Origin of the sequence: Blautia sp. SC05B48, assembly GCF_005848555.1 — a bacterium.
Classification (GTDB): Bacteria; Bacillota; Clostridia; order Lachnospirales; family Lachnospiraceae; genus Blautia_A.
The window spans coordinates 1,058,736-1,079,918 of the sequence record NZ_CP040518.1; the positions used below are offsets into that span (position 1 = coordinate 1,058,736).

The 21,183-nt window shown below is 46.7% G+C and carries 18 protein-coding genes; 2 read left to right on the forward strand and 16 right to left on the reverse strand.

What is annotated here, in order from left to right; all coding sequences use genetic code 11:
• Window positions 1–256: 256 nt before the first annotated feature.
• The 3 genes from tig to EYS05_RS04790 all read right to left on the reverse strand — a co-directional run bounded on the left by tig (window position 257) and on the right by EYS05_RS04790 (window position 4,698).
• The gene (gene tig, locus EYS05_RS04780; protein WP_138276719.1) at window positions 257–1,591 is read right to left on the reverse strand and encodes a trigger factor; all 1,335 of its coding nucleotides are present in this window, start codon (window positions 1,589–1,591) and stop codon (window positions 257–259) included.
• 78 nt (window positions 1,592–1,669) lie between these two features.
• Window positions 1,670–3,160: a polysaccharide deacetylase family protein gene (locus tag EYS05_RS04785; protein WP_138276720.1), complete on the reverse strand. Its 1,491-nt coding sequence runs from the start codon at window positions 3,158–3,160 to the stop codon at window positions 1,670–1,672.
• Window positions 3,161–3,213: 53 nt separating this feature from the next.
• On the reverse strand, window positions 3,214–4,698 hold the full coding sequence (locus EYS05_RS04790; RefSeq protein ID WP_243119225.1) for a polysaccharide deacetylase family protein: 1,485 nt from the start codon (window positions 4,696–4,698) through the stop codon (window positions 3,214–3,216).
• A 248-nt stretch (window positions 4,699–4,946) separates the two neighbouring features.
• Between EYS05_RS04790 and EYS05_RS04795 the strand changes: the two genes are divergently transcribed.
• Complete coding sequence (locus EYS05_RS04795; RefSeq protein WP_059086292.1) at window positions 4,947–5,387, forward strand: type IV pilin; 441 nt, start codon at window positions 4,947–4,949, stop codon at window positions 5,385–5,387.
• Window positions 5,388–5,486: 99 nt separating this feature from the next.
• Here EYS05_RS04795 and EYS05_RS04800 read toward each other — a convergent pair whose 3' ends face one another.
• The 9 genes from EYS05_RS04800 to EYS05_RS04840 form a co-directional block, all read right to left on the reverse strand.
• Complete coding sequence (locus tag EYS05_RS04800; protein ID WP_021653071.1) at window positions 5,487–5,933, reverse strand: DUF1934 domain-containing protein; 447 nt, start codon at window positions 5,931–5,933, stop codon at window positions 5,487–5,489.
• A gap of 32 nt (window positions 5,934–5,965) precedes the next feature.
• Window positions 5,966–6,787, reverse strand: a complete 822-nt coding sequence (murI, locus tag EYS05_RS04805) for a glutamate racemase (RefSeq protein ID WP_138276721.1) — start codon at window positions 6,785–6,787, stop codon at window positions 5,966–5,968.
• A gap of 56 nt (window positions 6,788–6,843) precedes the next feature.
• The gene (locus EYS05_RS04810; protein WP_118515840.1) at window positions 6,844–7,083 is read right to left on the reverse strand and encodes a hypothetical protein; all 240 of its coding nucleotides are present in this window, start codon (window positions 7,081–7,083) and stop codon (window positions 6,844–6,846) included.
• A 105-nt stretch (window positions 7,084–7,188) separates the two neighbouring features.
• Window positions 7,189–8,874, reverse strand: a complete 1,686-nt coding sequence (locus EYS05_RS04815; RefSeq protein ID WP_138276722.1) for a GerAB/ArcD/ProY family transporter — start codon at window positions 8,872–8,874, stop codon at window positions 7,189–7,191.
• Between the two features lie 5 nt (window positions 8,875–8,879).
• Window positions 8,880–10,376, reverse strand: a complete 1,497-nt coding sequence (locus EYS05_RS04820) for a spore germination protein (RefSeq protein ID WP_118515839.1) — start codon at window positions 10,374–10,376, stop codon at window positions 8,880–8,882.
• Between the two features lie 136 nt (window positions 10,377–10,512).
• Window positions 10,513–11,214, reverse strand: coding sequence for a GntR family transcriptional regulator (locus tag EYS05_RS04825; protein ID WP_118515838.1), 702 nt, complete (start codon window positions 11,212–11,214; stop codon window positions 10,513–10,515).
• On the reverse strand, window positions 11,204–12,085 hold the full coding sequence (gene ispE / locus EYS05_RS04830) for a 4-(cytidine 5'-diphospho)-2-C-methyl-D-erythritol kinase (RefSeq protein ID WP_015525345.1): 882 nt from the start codon (window positions 12,083–12,085) through the stop codon (window positions 11,204–11,206). The genes EYS05_RS04825 and ispE overlap by 11 nt, the downstream gene beginning before the upstream one ends.
• Before the next feature lie 90 nt (window positions 12,086–12,175).
• Complete coding sequence (locus EYS05_RS04835; RefSeq protein ID WP_174235831.1) at window positions 12,176–13,744, reverse strand: DUF3794 and LysM peptidoglycan-binding domain-containing protein; 1,569 nt, start codon at window positions 13,742–13,744, stop codon at window positions 12,176–12,178.
• A gap of 3 nt (window positions 13,745–13,747) precedes the next feature.
• On the reverse strand, window positions 13,748–14,203 hold the full coding sequence (locus EYS05_RS04840; RefSeq protein ID WP_118515837.1) for a protease complex subunit PrcB family protein: 456 nt from the start codon (window positions 14,201–14,203) through the stop codon (window positions 13,748–13,750).
• Between the two features lie 147 nt (window positions 14,204–14,350).
• On the opposite strand from EYS05_RS04840, the gene EYS05_RS04845 reads away from it, so the two are divergent.
• Window positions 14,351–15,091, forward strand: a complete 741-nt coding sequence (locus EYS05_RS04845; protein WP_022427300.1) for a lysophospholipid acyltransferase family protein — start codon at window positions 14,351–14,353, stop codon at window positions 15,089–15,091.
• A 54-nt stretch (window positions 15,092–15,145) separates the two neighbouring features.
• Here the strand turns inward: EYS05_RS04845 and pflA are convergent, their stop codons facing one another.
• The 4 genes from pflA to EYS05_RS04865 form a co-directional block, all read right to left on the reverse strand.
• Window positions 15,146–15,895 (reverse strand): pyruvate formate-lyase-activating protein, encoded by a 750-nt coding sequence (gene pflA / locus EYS05_RS04850; protein WP_118515835.1) that lies wholly within the window; start codon window positions 15,893–15,895, stop codon window positions 15,146–15,148.
• A gap of 8 nt (window positions 15,896–15,903) precedes the next feature.
• The gene (pflB, locus tag EYS05_RS04855; RefSeq protein WP_243119227.1) at window positions 15,904–18,165 is read right to left on the reverse strand and encodes a formate C-acetyltransferase; all 2,262 of its coding nucleotides are present in this window, start codon (window positions 18,163–18,165) and stop codon (window positions 15,904–15,906) included.
• Window positions 18,166–18,955: 790 nt separating this feature from the next.
• A complete protein-coding gene (locus EYS05_RS04860; RefSeq protein ID WP_138276724.1) occupies window positions 18,956–19,678 on the reverse strand; it encodes an amino acid ABC transporter ATP-binding protein in 723 nt (240 codons plus the stop codon).
• Entirely contained in the window at window positions 19,671–21,173 is a 1,503-nt protein-coding gene (locus tag EYS05_RS04865; protein WP_138276725.1) for an ABC transporter permease subunit, read from the reverse strand. The genes EYS05_RS04860 and EYS05_RS04865 overlap by 8 nt, the downstream gene beginning before the upstream one ends.
• Window positions 21,174–21,183 lie beyond the last annotated feature (10 nt).

The window sequence follows — 21,183 nt, forward strand, 5'->3', positions numbered from 1 at the left end:
ATCCCCATTTATATACTTATATCTTTCTTTGATATTTAACGTCTGTCTTTAATCATACCGCATTTAATGCTTAAATACAATGGGAATTCCCGAAAGAATCTCTTAATTTATTACTGTTCACTCCGTTCTCAGTAACACACCTCGCGGAATATTACCAGTGAACGGTAACCTTAATTTTCCCCTGTCCTTTTGTAAAAAAATGGCACCCGGAACATATTCCGGGCACCACACTCTTTTAGCTGCTGATACTGTCAGATCACTCCTGACCCGCTGCATTCTGATCCGCCTCGCCGTCTTCCGGCACCATATCTGTAGCCTCTGCCGCTTCCAGCTCTTCATCCACGGTACCTTCCGCACTGCTTCCGTCCGAGGAAGGATCATCTCCGTTTACTCCCTGGGTATCACCGGCAGAAACCTTCTCCTCAACCGTTGCATTGTCCAGGATAAAATCTTCCACTCTGAGAAGTCCGATGGATTCATCCACTGCTGCCTGTCCGTATTTATCTACCAACGCAGCCAGATCCTTCACACTGTATGCTTTGATCAGTTCATCCTGGATACTGAGAGATTTTTTATCTTCAAGTGTCATATTCTCCGCATCCATGATCCCCTGTACGATCAGATTCTGCTTTACTTTAAACTCCGCATACTGACCGCTCTGCTCCTCAAAATCATCCATGGAGATTCCCTGAGCTTTTACAAAATCCTCCAGCGTCATAGCACCCTGTTTTGCATAATTCTCATACAGACTGCGAAACTCCGTCTTTGCCGTATCCAGATCCTCCTGTGGATATTCCTTCACTTCAGATGCTGATAGCACTGTGTTCCATGCAGTTTCACGCAATGTGTTCTGTGCACTTGTCTTCGCTTCATCCTCCAGTGTAGTACGGATTTCCTTCTTGTAATCATCCACACTCTTGCAGTCTGTGTTCTTGGCTACCCAGGTATCTGTAAGCTCCGGCGCACGCTTAAAGCTCTGCAGAGTGACCTTAAATACCACTTCCTGTCCGGCCAGTTCTTCCGAAGAGTATTCCTCCGGGAAAGTCAGATCGAGATCCTTGGTCTCACCTTTTTTCATTCCGATGATCCCGTCCTCAAATCCGTCGATAAACGTTCCGGAGCCTATGGTCAGCTCATAATTATTTGCGGTGCCGCCGTCAAAAGCCACACCGTCCTTGGTTCCCACATAATTGATGGTAACTACGTCTCCGTTCTGAACGCTGCCTTCCGTTACTTCCTCAGCCTTGTTCTGCAGTTCCTCCTTGATCCTTCCGTCAACCATATCATCGGTTACGGCTTCTACTGTATTATCAAGAGTCAGCCCCTTATATTCTCCGATAGTCACATATTTACTCACATCATCCACGGAAACAAGCCTTGTGTCTCCGGAGGCTGCCTCTTCACTGTCTTTATTGGAATCCGTTTCTTCTGACTCTTTGGAATCTGCAGATCCGGAATCTTCTTTATCTGTTGTATCCTGCGCTTCTGCTGCAGGTTTTTTGTCATCTTTCTGGTCTGTTGATGTGCCACATGCAGTGATCGCCAGTGCCGCACACAGTGCAAGAACCATGAGATATGCTTTTTTCTTCATAACCTACTCCCTTCATCAAGTACTGTCGGTTCGATTATAATCTTTTTTTATACAGATTTGTAAAATGTGTTTGCTGTCTTACATTTCCGGTACCGGTGTCGGTCTGGAAGAATCCCACACCTCCGATACATCAAACAGGTCACTGAGCATATCCGGATTGTAATACATTCTGTATCCATCCAGATTCCGTCTTCCCTGACGGAAATATTCACTTGTGATCTGCACAAAATACTGACTGGAATCTACATTGCAGAAATAGCGGTAGCCACGGCTTTTGTAATACTCATACTTCTCATTATCCGAGGTGTATCCTTCCCAGTCGCCAATATCCGCACCAAAAGCAAAAATGATCATATCGGTTTTTCCGAGGATGGGTGCCACATATTTTTCCCATTTTTTATTATCGGTCTTCAACTCCGCTGCTGTGGAGCTTGTGGCGTTTCTGTGACCCCAGGTATGGCTTGCAAATTCCCAGCCGTCCTTTTTCATGGCCTTCGCCACTTTTTTGGCTGCTTTTACTTCTTTATCATAGTCAAAATCCGGATTGGCCTTGAGAAACGCCTTCTGGTCATCCTGAAGATTCTTCTTAGTCTTGTATGCCCCATCTGTACGGTAACCCAGAACGCCATTATAACCGGTCATTGCCAGGATACCCTTTCTTCCATGATAGGAAAAATCCGGATGTTCTTTGATAAAGGAATCCAGGATCGGCACCACATCGTAATCTCCGGTCACAACTGTACCGTCTGCCTTCTTATACTCGCATTTGATATCTCCGTTGTCGTCGATCACCAGTTTTGTGGCAAATCCGTCTCCGTCCATATAATGATAGTAGCTGACATCATCCTCTGAAAGAACAAAAGGGATCTTGCCTTCCGGCAGCATGATCTTTCCTTTGCTCATGGTTCCGTCATCATTGATCACAGCCATATCATGAGGACTCACCAGTACGTAACCCTTATCATACATGATCTGGATCATTTTTTTGAATTCGCTGACTGTGGTCATCATCTGATTATATCCGGCCTCATCGGAATCTCCGTCAAAGGCCAGTGAGGTATTCACGATCAGGGAATGAAAAAATACATGAGTGATATTCTCAAGTGGATATTCCACACAGGCATCTCTTTTTTTCATGTAGGCTGCTGCTGCTTCCTGCATCTTGTCACTGGTGGCAAATTTCCAGTTATTTTTCAGCACGGAGATCGCGCCGGTGTAATCATACTGCTGTGCCAGTTTTTTGGCTTTTTTTAGAAGTGTTTTTTCGTCTGAGGAAGTACTGTCGGAGCTGTTCTCGGCAGCTTCCCTTTTCTGTGTTTCTTTTTCTGCCTTTTTTTCTTCCTTCGGTGTCTCGGTAGCTGCTGGCTGGTCCTCCGGATCCGCTGCTACTTTGGCTTCTTCGGACTGTTCTTCTTCGGCTTCTGCTTCCGCTTCATCAGACTGTGTATCCTCATCGTCCTGTGTCCCGGAGATCATATTGTCCACCTGAACAGTGACCGGATGGTTTCCGCCCACAAGAAGTGACGCCGCAAGTACTGTTGTCAGTACACCTGCAATTTTTTTCTTCATGATAATATATATGCCCCTTTCTAAAAGTCCCCTCGTATCTCCGGATATGACCGTTACATCGGTGGTACCGGTGTCGGTCTTGCCGGATCAAAAACATCTTTTACGTCAAAAAGATCGGATAACAGTTCCGGGTTATAATACATACGGTATCCATCCAGATTCCGTCTTCCCTGACGGAAGTACCGATCCCTGATCTGTACATAATACTGGCTGGAATCCACGTTGCAGTAATAATTATATCCCTGCCCCTTCAGATATTCGAATTTATCCCCGGAATACTCCTGGTCATTGGTAATGTCAGTTCCAAAAGCAAAAATGATAACATCCGTTCCCCCGATCAGCGGATCTACATTTTTCTTGAAACGTTCGGTATCTGCCTGAAGCTTCTCCAGTGTGACCTGTCCCACATTCTGATGTCCCCAGGTATGGCTTGCAAATTCCCAGCCTTCTGCCTTCATGGCATCGGCAACCTTTTTTGCGGCTGCCCGTTCTTTTTCCAGGCTGAAATCCGGATGTGCATCCAGCCACTGTACTTTATTTTCATCCAGATCTGCCGGACGGGTCTCATAGCTTTCGTCGGTACGGTATCCCAGGATCCCGTTGTATCCGGTAAGCGCCAGGATTCCTTTTGCACCGCGATATGAAAAATCCGGATGCTTTTCCACAAAGCGATCGATCAGCGGAACCATGTCGTAATCTCCCACGGATACGCTTCCGTCATCTTCCACATATTCATTGCGGATCTTTCCTTTATCATCCACGATCAGCTTCGTGGCATAGCCGTCACCGTCCATGTAATGATAATAGCATACATCATCTTGCGAGAGGACAAACGGCGTTTTCCCGGGCGGAAGAAGGATTTCTCCCTCCGTGATGTTCCCGTTGTCATCTGCCTTTGCCATGTCCTTGATGCTTACCATCACATAGCCCTTGTCATACATGATCTGCGTGATCTTGTTAAACTCATCAATGGTTGTCATGACCTGATTATAATCTGCTTCTTTGTAATCTCCGTCAAACGCTTTGGATGGATCTTTGATCAGAATATGATAAAAAACATGTGTCACCTTTTCAAGGGGCCATGCCGTACAGGTTGCTTTTACGTCTTCGTATTTTTTTGCAGCCGCCTGCATCTTCTTATCAGAATCATAGGACGGAGCCTTTTTCAGAAGATCGATAGCTTTGTCATAGTTATACTGACTGGCCAGAAGCTCTGCCTCTGCGAGAGTATCTTTGGAAACGGTCTCTGTATTTTCAGTACCTGCTTCTGAAGCTTTTTCTCCGGAAACGGTCTGTTCTTTCTGTTTGTCAGAAGAAACCGTCTTCTCTTTTAAAGCCTTCTCACTTCTGCCCTTTAGCGCACCGACCCCTACTGATGCCCCGACTGCGACGATCATTGCCACTGTTATGATAACCAGACGTTTTCTGCGTTCCTTCAGCTGGCGCTTTCTGCGGCGTTTCAATACCTCTTTCCGCCATTCTTCGTACTCAGGAGTTCCCATTTCCGGTCGGGTTCTCCCGGGCGTTTTCTCTTTCATATAATATTTCCTCCATCTCTGGTTTATCCATTACATATGTTAGCTCAAAGATAGTTATGTCCTGTAATCTCTGCAGCATACACAGATGAACTGCATCGTAATCATTATAACTGGTAACTGCTGAAATTTCCACCGTTCCACCTGTCTTTTTCACTTTTTTAATTGCCTTTTTGACGAAACAATGCTAAAATGTTGTTTGCGTAATGTAACCGATTGCGAAACAAATATATATACAGGGGGATTCTCAAATGAGTACAGTTACCATCGTTCTTCTGGTCATCCTCGTTATTCTGATCGCAGCAGTGATCGCACTCTATTTCTTCGGAAAAAAAGCTCAGAAAAAACAGGACGAACAGCAGGCTCAGATCCAGGCTAACAAGCAGACAGTTTCCATGCTGGTCATCGATAAAAAACGGATGCCACTGAAAGATTCCGGACTTCCACAGATGGTCATCGACCAGACACCTAAGCTTATGCGCCGGTCCAAGCTTCCGATCGTAAAAGCCAAAGTCGGTCCGAAGATCAGCATCCTTATTGCAGATGAAAAAGTTTTTGATCTGATCCCGGTCAAAAAAGAGATCAAAGCTGAAGTCAGCGGTCTTTACATCGTTGGCGTAAAAGGAATCCGTGGTTCTCTCGAAGCACCACAGAAGAAGAAAAAAGGCTTCCTCGCAAGATTCCGTAAATGATCAGAATCCAAAACAGCCGCCATGCTTTCAGGAATTCCCCTGATGCATGACGGCTTTTCTTATGTAGTGTAATTATATATCTTTTATTTTCTGCAGGATCTATAAAACAAAATCCTTGCAGTCTCTTGGCTGTACCTGGATCGCCAGATAGCAGTCTGCCACATGTTCTTCATTCATATCCAGCGCATAATCTGCTTTGATCTGAAGGTTCTCTTCGCTTTCCGTCAGCTCCAGATTCGTAGCTGAGATTCCCATCTGAAGTGTTCCGTAAGGGGTAGTATAATAGGTCATGTTTTTTTTGCCCTGTTCAAATACCATGTGTACATTGACAAGCCCCTTCTTGCTGACTTCCAGACCCTTTCCGGATACTTTTATGTAATTGATGGTGGGTTCTGCTGTTTCATCCAGCAGTTCCTCATATCTGAGATAATGAGAACCATTGCGGAAATAATACTGTCCCGGAACAATGATCTCTATAGGTTCCTGATCCCCCTGTGCATCCATCATCTGAAGCCCTCTTACATGGATCAAAACTTCTTTCTGCATTCTTTTCTCCTATCATTTATGTACAGATCTGTTTAATATTTTTCGATATCGATCTTCTGTGTTTTTTCTACGTTATACGGCAGGATGGAATTGGCAAAATCCTTAAACTTCTCTGCAAGATCACTTACATAAAAGCGATACGGAAATTCCTCCTGTGCTACCTCATTGCTGGCAAGATCCAGTCTGGAGAGCAGCTTTTTAAGCTCCAGCGCCGTCTCATATGCAGGATTCACAAGGCAGACCTCCTCACCCATGATCTTGCGGATGGTAGATCTTAAAAGGGGATAATGCGTACATCCGAGGATCAGTGTATCGATCTCCTGCTCTTGCAGCTCCTTCAGATATCTTCTGGCAACCTCCTCGGTGACCGGATCATGATACCAGCCTTCTTCTACCAGCGGAACAAACAGCGGGCACGCTTTTCCGATCACGGTGATCTCCGGATCCAGTTCCTTCAGATAAGAGGCATGGATACCGCTTCCTACCGTGCCCACCGTTCCGATAATGCCCACCCGTTTATTTCTGGTTTCATGGGCAGCAACTCTGGCACCGGCCTCGATCACTCCAAGGATCGGGATATCCAGTTCATCCTTCACCGCATCCAGAGCAAACGCACTGGCTGTATTACAGGCCACCACAATGGCCTTCACCTTCTGTTCCTGCAGAAAATGAATAATCTGGCGGGAATAACGGATCACCGTTTCTCTGGATTTGCTTCCATAGGGAACTCTGGCTGTGTCTCCGAAATATACGATTTTTTCCGATGGGAGATTGCGCATAATCTCCCGGGCTACTGTCAGTCCTCCGATACCGGAATCAAACACACCCACAGGTGCGTTTCTGTCTATATTCATTGATCTTATCTCCTGAAATAATTAATCGAACGTGATTGGTCCGTTGAAATATTGTATCACCAATCCAGGGCTTGCGCAAGCCAGAAGGATATCTTCACCGGCTTATTTTCCCCGTTGTCCTCTGCTTTTTCAAAACAGAATTCCGGATAGATCGTTCCCCACCAGGCATAAAACTGTGGCTGCCGATCACCGGCAGTTCTTCTCTCCCAGGTACTCCCTGCAAGGATCACTGCCATGAGCAGAAGGATCCCTCCTGCTTTTTTTAATACATGCTTCTTCGTTTTTATATGCTCCATGAGTAAGCCCTCCTGTCAAAAATCTTCTGATGATCTTATCCAGGGATATACTGTACGATTTATCGTACTGATCATCATCTGTATTATTAACAGTCCGGCTCTTATCTATTCATTACTGCCGTAATCCACTTCCAGAAGCTCACCTTCCACCCATACCTCCGGAAGCCAGGGCAGCGTTCCATCCTGACAAAACTGATGATATACCTCCCGCAGAGTCACACCCTTCTTCTGCTGCCCGGATGTGCGGTTCTCCTGGATTCCCTGAAGGTATTCCCCTATGGAGCTTTTCCGGGCTCCTTTCCATTGAAAAACATCTCCCAGCATATTCGTCCGGAACACGTAGACATCCTCTCCGATATGCTCTTCCTGCTTCAGATATCCGATCAGTGCTTCCCGGGCTCCCTCTTCCAGGATCTGTTCATCCAGGATCAGCACTTCAAGATGACCCAGATCCAGAAATTTTTCCTGAGACCGGTTGTAGACTGCCTCGATCTCCTGAAAGTCCCGGCCGGAAAGAGTCAGCACAGAAATCGGATCTTCGTCCGGTTTTTCCTGTCCGGTAGCTGTACTCATATCCGGCATTGCATATTTCAGCACAAAGCCATTCTCTGAAACACCGGCCCCCAGTGCCAGCGGATAAGCTCTTTTTTCCGGTTCTACTGCCGCACAGCCTGATCCCGTCAAAGTGATGACCAGGACAAGTCCTGCCACAGTTATTTTTTTCTTCCGTCTTCCCCGGTTTTCCGTACTGAGAAAAAGCTGTATCACAAGCAGAAACGGCACAAAGATGTACCCCAGATACCAGCCATAATACTCCCGGATCCCCATCCCGTTTCTCTCATACAGGGAAAACAGCCAGCCTGCTGCCGGGATCCAGTACCGACCGGTCCCGAATCCGGTTTTTTCTGCGATCTGATTTCCGTAATGAAACAAACTTCCCAGAGAAAACAAAAGTCCGAATACCAGAAATCCCATCCATATCACATCAAATCTCGCCAGTACGTTTCCCGGAAGATCCGCACCTTCCAGAAGAGGCAGTACCGGACAGATCTCGTTTTTAAGGCGTGCACCTCCAAAGACCGCCGGAAGAAGGAGCTGCATTCCAAAAATGATCCCGCAAACTGTAAGAAAAGCCAGGATCACAGGTTTTCTGGCACTTCCCTGTTTTTTTGCATACTCCAACCCGAAGGGAAGAAGTCCTGCTCCTGAAAAAGCACACAAAAGTGTATACAGATCACGGAGCCATCGCTCTCCTGTAAATCCTGTTTCCGGATCTTTCATCACTTCCATAAAGTACTCTGTTTTTCCCTGCCCTGCACATAAAAGCATCAGAAGAAGAATCCCTGCCAGAAAAACCCTTCCGGACACCTCAGCGATCCGCCCTCTTCTCTGCATTCCGCGATGCGTTCCCAGACTGCAGACTGCAACTGCAAGAAGAGACAGCCATTTTCCGGAAATCCCGCTGATCAGACTTTCCGGGATCACCTCCCCCAGAAGATCCGAAAGAAATGCCGAACTTGCGATCACATATATTAAAAAGAACAGTCCGATAAATTGTACAGTAAAATCTCCTGTCCTTTTGGAAAGCTCCCCATACGCAGGTGTCAGACGTATCAACCAGATCACATAAAAAGAGAGCACTACGGCCGCAGCAGCTGTCCCTGCCATGGCACTGATGCCCAACATCGCTCCATTCTTAAACAGGCACAGCAGAAACGGCGCCGGAAACACCAGTATGATCTGCCGAAAAAGCTGCCTGTGGGAAATCCTGTTATTCTCCGCAAATCTCATAACCTTTATCCTTTCCGGCTCCATGGCCTTGTCCGAAGCCTGCGTTTCTGGGCATTTCTGGCATACAGCGGCCGGAATTTCCGCTTCCGGAAGGGCTGTCGCAAAATCCTTCCACCTGTTTCCGTCTCACTGTTCTTCTCTACAAAAGGTACCAGATATGGGACACCGAAGCTTAAGAGTCCTGACAGATGCGCCACGGTAAGATACAGTCCCAACACGATTCCGAAGATACCCAGAAACCCTCCCAGAAACAGAAAAGCGTACTTCAGAAGCCGGAATGCAGAAGCAAATTCCTCATTAGGTATAGCCAGTGATCCCAGTGCTGTCAGTGCCACGATGATCACTACCACCGGGCTGACAAGATTGGCCTCCACTGCTGCCTGTCCGATGATCAGTCCTCCCACGATCCCAATGGCATTTCCAAGAGCTCCCGGGATCCGCACACCAGCCTCCCGTATCAACTCAAATGACAGTTCCAGGAACACCAGCTCCACTACACTGGAAAATGGAACACCCTCTCTTGCCTGTGCAAAGGAAAGGATCAGATTCGCCGGAAGGATCTGTGTATGAAACCGTATTACAGCCAGATAAAGTCCGGGGAGCAGCGTTGCCACAGCCATGGCTAGATACCGGAGAACCCGCAGGAAGGATGCCATCTCAAAACGATTGTACCAGTCTTCACTGCTTTCCATAAAACTGTTGAATGCTCCGGGAACCACCAGTGCCACCGGCGAATTGTCGCAGAGCAGAACTGCTTTTCCATTCAGCAGCTCCTGGGCAGCCCGATCCGGCCGCTCCGTTGTCTGAAACTGAGGAAAGGGAGAATACCAGGCTTCTTCTGTCAACTGTTCCAGCATCCCGCTGTCCAGGATCCCGTCCACTGCAAAAGATTCCAGACGCTCTTTCACAGCAGTCAGAAGCTCCTCATGGACCAGATCCTCCACATAAAGAAGCTGTACCACCGTATTGGAGCGTACACCGATGCTGCTCTGCTCCACCTTCAGCCTGGTATCCCGGATCCGCTTTCTCACAAGGGCCGCATTGATTTTTACACTGTCACAGAACCCCTCCTTGGAGCCTCTGAGGACCTTTTCCGTTTTCACCTCTGATACAGGCAGCCCCGGATATCCTTTACTGGAAATTTTCATTGCTTTGTCGTATCCATCCAGAAAGAAAACTGCATTTCCCGAAAGAATGGCACCAAATACCTCCTCCATGGAAGACAGCTCCTTCACATCTGCAATTCCAAGGCTGTTCCGGCGGATAAATTCCCGGATCTTTTCCTCCGGGATCTCCCAGAAATGATTGATCATTTTTCCGATAGCAGAATCATCCAGCATCATGTTGGAAACCGCCACCTCAATATAGACCATCAGACAGTCCGCCTTATGTCCCTCACCAAGGCGCATGGGCCTGATCAGGATATCATCGCAGTTTTCACACTGTTTCCGGATATACGATTCATTTTCATGAAGCGATATCGATATCTTCCTTGTTTCCATAAAGCCACCATCCTTTATAGCAAGTTCCCCCACTGCTTATTGCTTTTCGCAATTGAAACAGGAAACTTACCTGATTCGGTTAAAAAAAAGAGATGCCACAATGACATCTCTCTTAATATTCCCGCATATCCGGTTCTTATTCTTTTTTTTCGGCTTCTTTGGCTTCATTCTCCGCGCGGATAGTACGGATGATCGCTTTTCGCTGATTTTCCAGATGATGGAAAGAAATATCCTGCGCCTTTTGCACATCTCCTTCACGGATGGCTTTTACCAGCTCTTCATGCTCACTGACCAGAAGATTTCTTGTCTGCTCCTCCTTCAGATACTCTACACGATAGCGATACATCTGCTCACGGAGATTATTCAGGACCTGGTTCAGACGCTTATTATCAGAAGCCTGGTATATGATCTCGTGGAAAGCCACATCAGTTTCCGCCAGACGGACCAGATTTCCCTCTGCTTTTGTTTTTTCAAATTCCTTGGCTGCCACCCAGAGCCTTCCCAGCTCCTCCTCTGTGATCAGCTTGCACGCTTTTTCTATGGCAACATTTTCGAGGGCGATACGCACCTCCAGAACATCGTTCAGATCCTTCTCTGTGATGCTGGCTACCTGTGCACCTCTGCGTGGGATCATCACTACAAGACCTTCCTGCTCCAGCTTACGCATAGCCTCACGCACCGGTGTTCTGCTCACACCAAGACGCTCTGCAAGGGCGATCTCCAGAAGTCTTTCGCCCGGCTTCAGCTCTCCCTTCAGGATCGCCTGCCGCAAGGTATTAAAAACAACATCCCGAAGCGGCAGATATTCATTCATATCCACAGAAAAATCACTTGTCATTTGTAACTCCTCCATCTCTATTGTAAATATCCGTGGCAAATACAGTCTTTGCAAGCCCACTCTTTCTGAGGCTTCTGGCTGCCGCGGCCATCTTATCCCTGTTATCAAAGATTCCAAACACAGTAGGACCGCTCCCGCTCATCACGGCTTTCAGCGCACCTTTTTCTTCCATAAGGTTCTTGATATTGCCGATCACCGGATACTGTCGGATGATCCCCGGTTCAAATACATTCTCCATTCTGGATGCCATGGCATACAGATCATTATTTCTGATAGCTCCGATGAGTCCATCGATGTCCGGATGTTTGCCGATCCCTTCCAGATTCAGATTCTCATAGGCTGTTTTTGTGGAAACATTGATCCCCGGTTTTCCTATCAGAACATAGCATTTCGGAACTTCCGGAAGTCTGGTCAGCTTCTCTCCGATTCCCTCCGCAAGAGCTGTTCCCCGCATGATACAATACGGAACATCTGCTCCGACCTTTACTGCTCGTTCCATCAGCTGTTCTTCTGTAAGCCCTAAATGGAACATCCGGTTCACACCCACAAATGCAGCCGCTGCATCGGAGCTGCCTCCTGCCATGCCTGCTGCCACCGGGATAAATTTACGAAGCTTGATGGAAAGTCCCTCTTCAACATCGAACTCCTCCATCAGCATCTGTGCTGCTTTATATACAAGATTTCTCTGATCTGTGGGGATAAACGGAAGATTGGTCGTCAGTACGATCCCCGGCCGTCTGGTCTTTCTGATATCCAGGATATCATACATACGGATGGTCTGCATGATCATGCGTACCTCATGATAACCGTCCTCTCTCTTTCCCAGAACATCAAGTCCGAGATTGATCTTTGCCATTGCTTTTAAACGCATAAGCCCCTCCATTTGTACTTTGTATACAGTATTTATACATGTATTTTATATGATTTTTACATTCTTTTCAACAGCAAAATATTCCACTTTTTATTTGATCTGACCTTCCACTTTTTTCACAACAAGAAGCGGAGTTCCCGGAGATGGTTCCTGATTTTCCTTGAGAGCATTGATCGTCCGGATCTCCTGTACAGATGTGTGATATTTCCTTGCGATATCCCACAATTCATCTCCCGGTTTTACCATATAAACCAGGATTCCCGGCATGGCCTGGAGTTTTTTCATATCCAGTGGTTTTTCCTCTACTTTCTCAATAATAAATACCGGTTCTCTGGCAACTGCCAGAAGCTCCAGTCCTACAGTTGCCCGGATCTCGATCTCATTTCCATCTGCCATGGCTGCGGAAAGCTGCTCCAGCTTTGCTTTTAACTGATAACAGCTGTCCTGTCGGATCCCTCTTGCCTCAACCATATGGGAAAACGGTATCATTGCCTCCATGGAATAAAACGGCATATCATCATTTCCAATAATGTACAGGATCTTCAGCATGACCACGCCATCTGCCTGCACACCATTCTCTACGATCCTGGTCTTATCGATCTTCACTTTTCCCTGACTGTGACACAGCTGGAGGACTTTTCCCTGAGTCTCCTTTACCTGGATCCTGTCACTGATCCTGCATCTGGAAAAATTACGTACCAGAAGCCGTTCCAGTACCTCATTCTTCCCTTCCGGAACGCATTCACGGATCGGTGTATACACATCGGTAATGAGATCATATTCCTCTTCCCTGAAAAATTTCATATCCAGCTCCAGCACCACATCCGAAACAAGGATCCGTTCTTCCCCATCGACATCCGGTTTGGCCTCCAGACTCTGATGCATCACCGAAGCTTCGATCAGCGGAATCAGTTCCTCCGTGCAGTCCGGACATTCCACTTCCCCGGAAAAAGGCAGCGAATATTCCAGCCATTGCACCGGGGCTTCTGTATCTTCAGCTCCGTACAGCACAAAAACGGACAGCTCTCCCCTTGCCTTTACCACATTTTCCTCCGGCTTCAGATCCAGTCCCCGTACATCCATAGTATACCAGATCAGGCTGGCGATATCCGGACGGTTGGAGGCAATGGTATACTCATCCTTGATCCGGAGTGTATCTTTTTTATGTACGGTAAGTCCCAGAAAACGGACTGTTTTTTTTCTGACGGATACCTCTTCTGCATCCAGCGCCACCGGCAGGCGGATCTGTTCCGTTTCATCCACAGTCGCACAAAAAGTAACCAAAGCTTTGATATTGAGCTTTCTGGAATGGATCAGGCGGATCGTAAGATCTTCAATTTCCCACTTCAGACACATTTTATCCCCGTTTATGATGTTCTTCAGGTTCAAGGTTTCCTCAAATGGAAGTTTTACAGTTAGACTGCTGACGATCCCGCTTTCTTCCCCCACATAAAGGATATCCACCTGCAGATTTCCCGTAAGAATACCTTTCCCGTCAGTAAGACGGACATCATCCATAATGATCCTGCCCTTATTCTGGATCAGTCTTCCTGCATCCGGTTTTGCATCCGGTACATTAAAATCCTCATCAAAAGTGATCTGACTTTTTGCCCTGCTTTTTTCCTTTAATATCTGCATGCTTTCTTTTTTTAATTCCACAGTCTATTCCCCTTTCTCCGACTCTTTGTTCACCGGACTGCTGCTTTCCCGGAACGTTACCGGCTTTTCCTGTTTCCGGGTTTTTATCACAATGCAGGGATAAGACGGAACTCCTGCCTCCTTAAGATCCTTCGGTCCAAGAAGTTTTGTAACAAAAAATATCCCATTCGAGGATTCTCCAAGCTCCTCTACCTGGATGCTGTATCCGCCACTCATCTGCCGTCCGTACCCTTTGGCCAGGTAAAGATCATCTCCGGTTTCATAACTCAGCTGAAATTCCTTTTCCTTTTTTTCTTCCATAAGCCTGGAAAGCTCCTCCGGGATATCCCGGCGTTCCACAATGGTGTAATCTACCGGTTTTCGTTCTTCTTCCTCCACCCGGACAAAGCGACACCCGGAAAGCAGCAGCGCCAGCACGGCAGCTGTCAGCACGATCCGCAGAAATACTGCTTTTTTCATAATATAAGCCACCTGCATTATTCAGTATTTATTCTATGTGAGCAGGGAAAGATTTATTGCAACTATCGGATTTTCTTCGTATAATATAAAAATACCATCTTGCTGCGGAACACTCCGCAAGTATCTATAACAGAAAGGACAAAAGACATGATTCGATTCATACTTGTCTGTATCGTGGTGATCGCCTATCTGGTGCTGACCATTCCGGTTCTCCTTGTAGAATGGATCATCGGGAAATTTTCTCCCATGACTAAGGATATCAGCTCTCTGCGCATGGTACAGGCCATATTCAAATTCATCCTGTGGATCACAGGCGCCAAAGTCACCGTCATCGGCGAAGAAAACGTTCCAAAGGATCAGGCTGTTCTCTATGTAGCAAACCACCGGAGCTATTTCGACATCCTGCTCACCTACAGCCGCTGTCCGATCCGCACCGGCTATGTTGCCAAGAAGGAAATGGAGCATTATCCGCTGCTCTCCAACTGGATGCGCAATCTCTACTGTCTCTTTCTCGACAGAGAGGATATCAAGCAGGGTCTGAAAACGATCCTTCAGGCCGCAGACTATGTAAAATCCGGCATTTCCGTATGTATCTTCCCGGAAGGAACCAGAAATAAGAATGCTGATGAAACAGAAATGCTGCCTTTCCATGACGGCAGCTTCAAGATCGCGACCAGAGCCAAAAGTCCGATCATTCCTATTGCGATCAGCAACTCTGCCAACATCTGGGAGGCCAATTTCCCGAAGATGACACCTACACACGTAGTGATCGAATATGGCAAGCCTATTATTCCTTCAGAGCTTGACCGGGATACTCAGCGCCGCTTAGGTTCCTATACACAGGATATCATCAAAGAAATGCTGATCAAAAATAAAGAACTGGTATGAACATCAAAAAAACCATATCTATGTCTGTTTTTCGACATAAGATATGGTTTTTTATTACTGTGTACCTGCTCCCAGGATTTTTTCCGCATTTTCGATCCGTTCTTTCGTTGGCGGATTGATTCCTTTCAGCGGATAATCAATATGCAGATTTTCCCATTTAAAGGTTCCGAGTGTGTGATATGGAAGAACCTCCACTCTCTCAACTGTCTTCAGTGTTGCAATAAAGTCAGCCAGTCGGTGGAGATAGTCATCCCGGTCATTGCGTTCCGGAACCAGTACGTGACGGATCCACATGGATACGCCCATATCGGAAAGCTTCCGGGCCATGGCAAGGATATTTTTATTGGTACATCCTGTGAGGATCTTATGCTGTTCCTCATCAATGTGCTTGATATCCAGCATGACAAGATCTGTGTATTTCATCAGCTCTTCCCATTTTTCATACCACGCCCCCTCTTCTGTGTAAGGGTTGCCGCTGGTATCAAGTGTTGTGTGGATCCCAAGTTTTTTTGCTTTTCTGAACAGTTCAGTGAGAAAATCGATCTGTAACAGTGGCTCGCCTCCACTCACAGTAATACCGCCCTTACTTCCCCAGTAAGAGCGGTATCGACAGGCTTTTTCAAGCAGCTCATCTGCTGTGTACTCCGTTCCTGTTTTCATTTGCCAGGTGTCCGGATTGTGGCAGAACTGACAGCGCATGGCGCAGCCGCTCAAAAAGATCACATACCGGACTCCTGGTCCGTCAACAGAGCCGAAGCTCTCCAGTGAGTGGACGTAGCCAGTGACTTTTTTCTGGTCGTCCATATTTTTTATTACATCCTTTCGTGGCAGGTTCTTGCGATAACGTCAAGCTGCTGCTCTCTTGTAAGGTCGATGAACTTAACAGCGTATCCGGAAACACGGATCGTGAAGTTTGCATACTCCTCTTTTTCCGGATGCTCCATAGCATCGATAAGTTTCTCTTTACCGAATACGTTTACATTGAGGTGATGTGCACCACGGTCAAAGTATCCGTCAAGTACATTTACAAGGTTCTCTGTACGCTCTTCCTCAGAATGACCAAGGGCATCCGGGTTGATAGTCTGAGTATTGGAGATTCCGTCAAGGGCATCCTCATAGTCAAGCTTTGCAACAGAGTTCAGGGAAGCAAGAAGTCCGTTCTGCTCTGCGCCGTAAGACGGGTTTGCTCCCGGTGCCAGAGGCTCGCCGGCTTTTCTTCCGTCCGGAAGAGATCCTGTAGCTTTACCATAAACAACGTTGGATGTGATGGTAAGGATGGATGTGGTTGGCTTTGAATCACGATAGGTATGGATGTGTTTCAGCTTCTCAAGGAATGTGGAAAGCAGAGTTGTTGCGATCTCGTCTGCTCTGTCATCATCGTTACCATAACGTGGGAAGTCACCCTCAACCTGGAAGTCTGTTGTGATTCCGTCCTCGTCACGGATCGCTTTTACTTTTGCATATTTGATAGCGGAAAGGGAATCTACTACGTGTGAGAATCCGGCGATACCTGTTGCAAAGGAACGGTCAACCTTTGTATCGATAAGTGCCATCTCAGCTGCCTCATAGTAGTATTTATCATGCATGTAGTGGATCATGTTCAGTGTTCCAACATACAGATGTGCAAGCCAGTCCATCATCTGATCATATTTTGCGATTACTTCGTCATAGTCAAGGTACTCGGAAGTGATCGGCTGGTACTGCGGTCCTACCTGCTGCTTTGTCTTCTCATCAACACCACCGTTGATCGCGTAAAGAAGGCATTTTGCAAGGTTAGCACGAGCACCGAAGAACTGCATCTCTTTACCGGTCTCTGTAGCAGATACACAGCAGCAGATGCTGTAGTCATCGCCCCATACCGGACGCATAACATCATCGTTCTCATACTGGATGGAACTTGTTGTAACAGAGATGTCTGCCGCATATTTCTTGAAGTTCTCAGGCAGTCTTGAAGAGTAGAGAACTGTAAGGTTCGGCTCTGGAGCCGGTCCCATATCCTCAAGTGTATGAAGGAAACGATAATCGTTCTTTGTTACCATAGAACGTCCATCCTGTCCCATACCTGCTACTTCCAGAGTTGCCCATACCGGGTCACCGGAGAAGAGCTGGTTGTAAGACGGGATACGAGCGAATTTAACCATACGGAATTTCATTACGATATGGTCAACAAGCTCCTGTGCCTCTTTCTCTGTAAGAGTTCCGTTCTCAAGGTCTCTCTCAATATAGATATCAAGGAATGTGGAGATACGTCCGACACTCATTGCAGCTCCGTTCTGAGTCTTGATTGCTGCAAGATATCCGAAGTACAGCCACTGGAATGCTTCCTTTGCATTCTTAGCTGGCTGGGAAATATCAAAGCCATAGATCTGAGCCATTTCTTTCATCTTCTTCAGAGCACGGATCTGATCAGCGATCTCCTCACGAAGCTGGAAGTCATAACGTCTCATACCCTGACGGTCGCATGCTGCGAAGTCTTTCTCTTTGCCTGCAATCAGGTAATCAATTCCGTAAAGAGCAACTCGTCTGTAATCACCTACGATACGTCCACGTCCGTAAGTATCCGGAAGTCCTGTAAGGATCTTGTTGTGACGTGCTCTCTTCATCTCCGGTGTGTAGATATCGAATACACCCTGATTGTGTGTTTTGAACTCATAGTTGTTAAAAACATCTTTGATCTTGTCGCTTACGTGATATCCGTAAGTCTCGCATGCCTGCTCTGCCATTTTGATTCCGCCGTATGGCATGAAAGCACGTTTCAGAGGTTTGTCTGTCTGAAGACCTACAACCTGCTCCAGATCTTTGAGCTCCGCATCGATATATCCAGGACCGTATGCTGTAATTCCTGTTACTACCTCTGTCTCCATATCAAGAACGCCGCCTTTAGCACGCTCTTCTTTCTGAAGCTCCTGAAGTTTGCCCCAGAGTTTGTCTGTTGCCTCTGTTGGCTCTTCCAGGAAGGAAGCATCTCCGTCGTATGGTGTATAGTTCATGCTGATGAAATTACGAACATCGATCTTCTCTTTCCAACGGTCACCCTTAAAACCATTCCACTGTTCAAAATCAACTTTTGCCAATTTGTTACACATCCTTTCCTGTTGTCTCAATATTTCGTTCACTGTCCGCGCAGTTAGTAATATATAACATTTCTCATGACGACCATAAGATAACAGATTCAGATTTCAAAGTCAACAGATTGGATGTATGTTCTTTATAATATACAAGGGAATGTACTATTGACAAAATTAATGAGAAAATTGTACCAGATATTGTACACTGTCGGGCGTCTGACGTACGCTCCTGCGCGGAGGGCGTTTTTCTTTTTAGGGGACACTTGGGCAGTGGGCGTTTCCCTTTCAGGGGGACACTTGAGCAGTGGGCGTTTCCCTTTCAGGGGGACACTTGAGCAGTGGGCAGGTTTGCGAGGGGGAAAGGCGCTCGGAGTTACGAAGCCCGCTTTTCCCCCTCGCGCTCCCCCTTTCCGGGCACGTCGCTGTTCTGCGTTGTGGTATGTTACAATGTATTGGCAAATGCCTGTATGCTGCTGTATTGGCCATGTACAGCTGTGCCGATGGATGTGTGGAAACGTAACACCAAACTCCTCCTATTTGCCATATCCCAGGGAACAGGCCCGCTGAGCGGGCCGCTTTCCCGTCCGGCGGAACAAAAAAATCGGCTCAGCCTGACACCACCGATACAGCAGCATACAGGACTAAGCCGATAAATTAACACGCTCCAAGGCGTAGCACAACGGCGTGCCCGGAGGGGTGGGGTGTGGGGAGGGGAAACGGGCTTCGCAACTCCGAGTGCCTCCCCTCCCCACGAATTTCCCCGCTTTTTCAAAGCAGAACTTTTTTCATAAAAAACCTACAATACTTTGGAAAGAAACTCCTTCGTCCTTTCCTCCCGAGGATTACTAAAAAGTTCTTTCGGATTTCTATCCTCAAGAATCACCCCATCATCCATAAAGAGCACTCTGTCGCTGACCTCCCTTGCAAATCCCATCTCGTGGGTAACCACCAGCATGGTCATGCCTTCTTTTGCAAGCTCTTTCATAACCTCAAGAACCTCTCCGACCATCTCAGGATCAAGAGCTGACGTTGGTTCGTCGAACAGAAGCACCTGGGGATTCATAGCCAGTGCTCTGGCGATAGCGACCCTCTGCTTCTGTCCGCCAGAAAGCTTTCCGGGATAAACATCGGCTTTTTCTTCAAGCCCGACTCTTTTCAAAAGATCTCTTGCCTTCTGGTCAGCCTCTGTCGCATTCCATTTGCCAAGACGTACCGGCGCAAGAGTGATATTTTTTAATACTGTCATATTGGGGAACAGATTAAAATGCTGAAAAACCATTCCCACATTTTCCCTGAATTTATCTACATTCAGCTTCGGATCCAGGAGCTGCTGTCCGTTTACAGTGATCTCGCCTTCCTCCGGTTTTTCCAGAAGATTCAGGCAGCGCAGAAAAGTAGATTTTCCGGAGCCGGACGGACCGATGATGCAGATACACTCACCCTTGTTTACATGAGTTGTGATTCCCTTTAATACGTGTACATCCCCGAAGGATTTTTTCAGATTTTTAACATCAATCACTTTCTCTCAGTCTCCTTTCAAATCTCTTCAGCAGAAGGCTCAGGCACTTCACGATCAGATAGTACATGATACCTGCAACGATCAGCGGTATGAACATCTGATAAGTACGGGAAGAAACATAGCTTGCCGCCTTTGTCAGATCCATGATACCCACATAGCCCAAAATAGAAGTCTCCTTGATCAGCTGGATAAACTCATTACCCATTGCCGGAAGGATAGTTTTTACAGCCTGCGGAATGATAATAAAACGCATGGTATCTTTGTACCCAAGTCCCAGAGAACGTCCTGCCTCACTCTGACCTTTGTCTACAGCCAAAATACCTCCGCGGATAACCTCAGAAACATACGCACCGCTGTTGATACCGAAGCTGACCACTGCTGCCACATATCCAAGTCTGCTGTGGAACACAGCAAAATAAATGATCATCAGCTGAAGAACTGACGGTGTTCCGCGGATCACATCAACATAAATATCTGCTATCGTAGAAAGAATGGTTCTTCTGCCTTTTTTCGCAGCTCCGAGACGTACCAGCGCCACCACAAGACCGATCAGGATACCTACGATCACAGACAAAAGAGAAACGATCAGTGTAATTCCAAGACCGTTAATATAAAACTTCCAGCGGTTATCCTGAAGGAAAATAAAGCTTAAAAGTCCCAGAAAACCATCTGTTGCTGCTACATCTGTCACATCCTCACTGTTTTCAAGTGTGTCCACAAAATACTTCTGATAAAGATCATCATATTTTCCTGATTTTTTAACTTTTGCAAGCCCGTCATTGATGATCTGGACAAGCTCTGTGTTTCCTTTTTCAATACAGAAAACCGTGTCCTCTGCTGTGCTTGGCACAGACTCATACTGCAGATCTGAATTCTGTTTACAGTAGATCTCAGCCATGATATTGTCGATCAGAACTGCATCTGCTCCACCGTTTTTCAGCTCCATGACTGCACTGGAAGCGTTTTTAAATCTTTTTACTTTGGCATCCTTAACTTCACCGTAATCAGTAGTCTCGCCGGATGCGATCATATCACTCTGTGCACCCTCCAGAACTGCAACTGTTTTTCCGGACATCTCCTCAAAATCCTTGATCGGATTATCCTTACGGCTGATGATGCACTGTGTACCGGTGTAGTAAACATCGGAAAAATCAACGCTTTTTTTACGATCCTCAGTAGGTCCGATTCCGGCAGCGATCACCTGCACATCTCCGGCCTCCATGGAACCCATCAGGGAATCGAAAGGCATATCCTTCCATACCAGCTTTACATTTTCTTCCTTGGCTATCGCCTCCAGAAGATCGTAATCAAAACCTGTAATATTTCCATCATCGTCCAGGTATTCAAACGGTGAATACTCTGCATTCGTTCCTATGATGATGGTCTGCTGTTCTGCCGCTTTTACTGCCACTGCACTGCTGAAATACACCGGCAGAGCCATGATCATGCACAGTACAAAACAGATAAGAGCTCTGCTTTTTCCATTGCGTCCCATTATTTTCCCC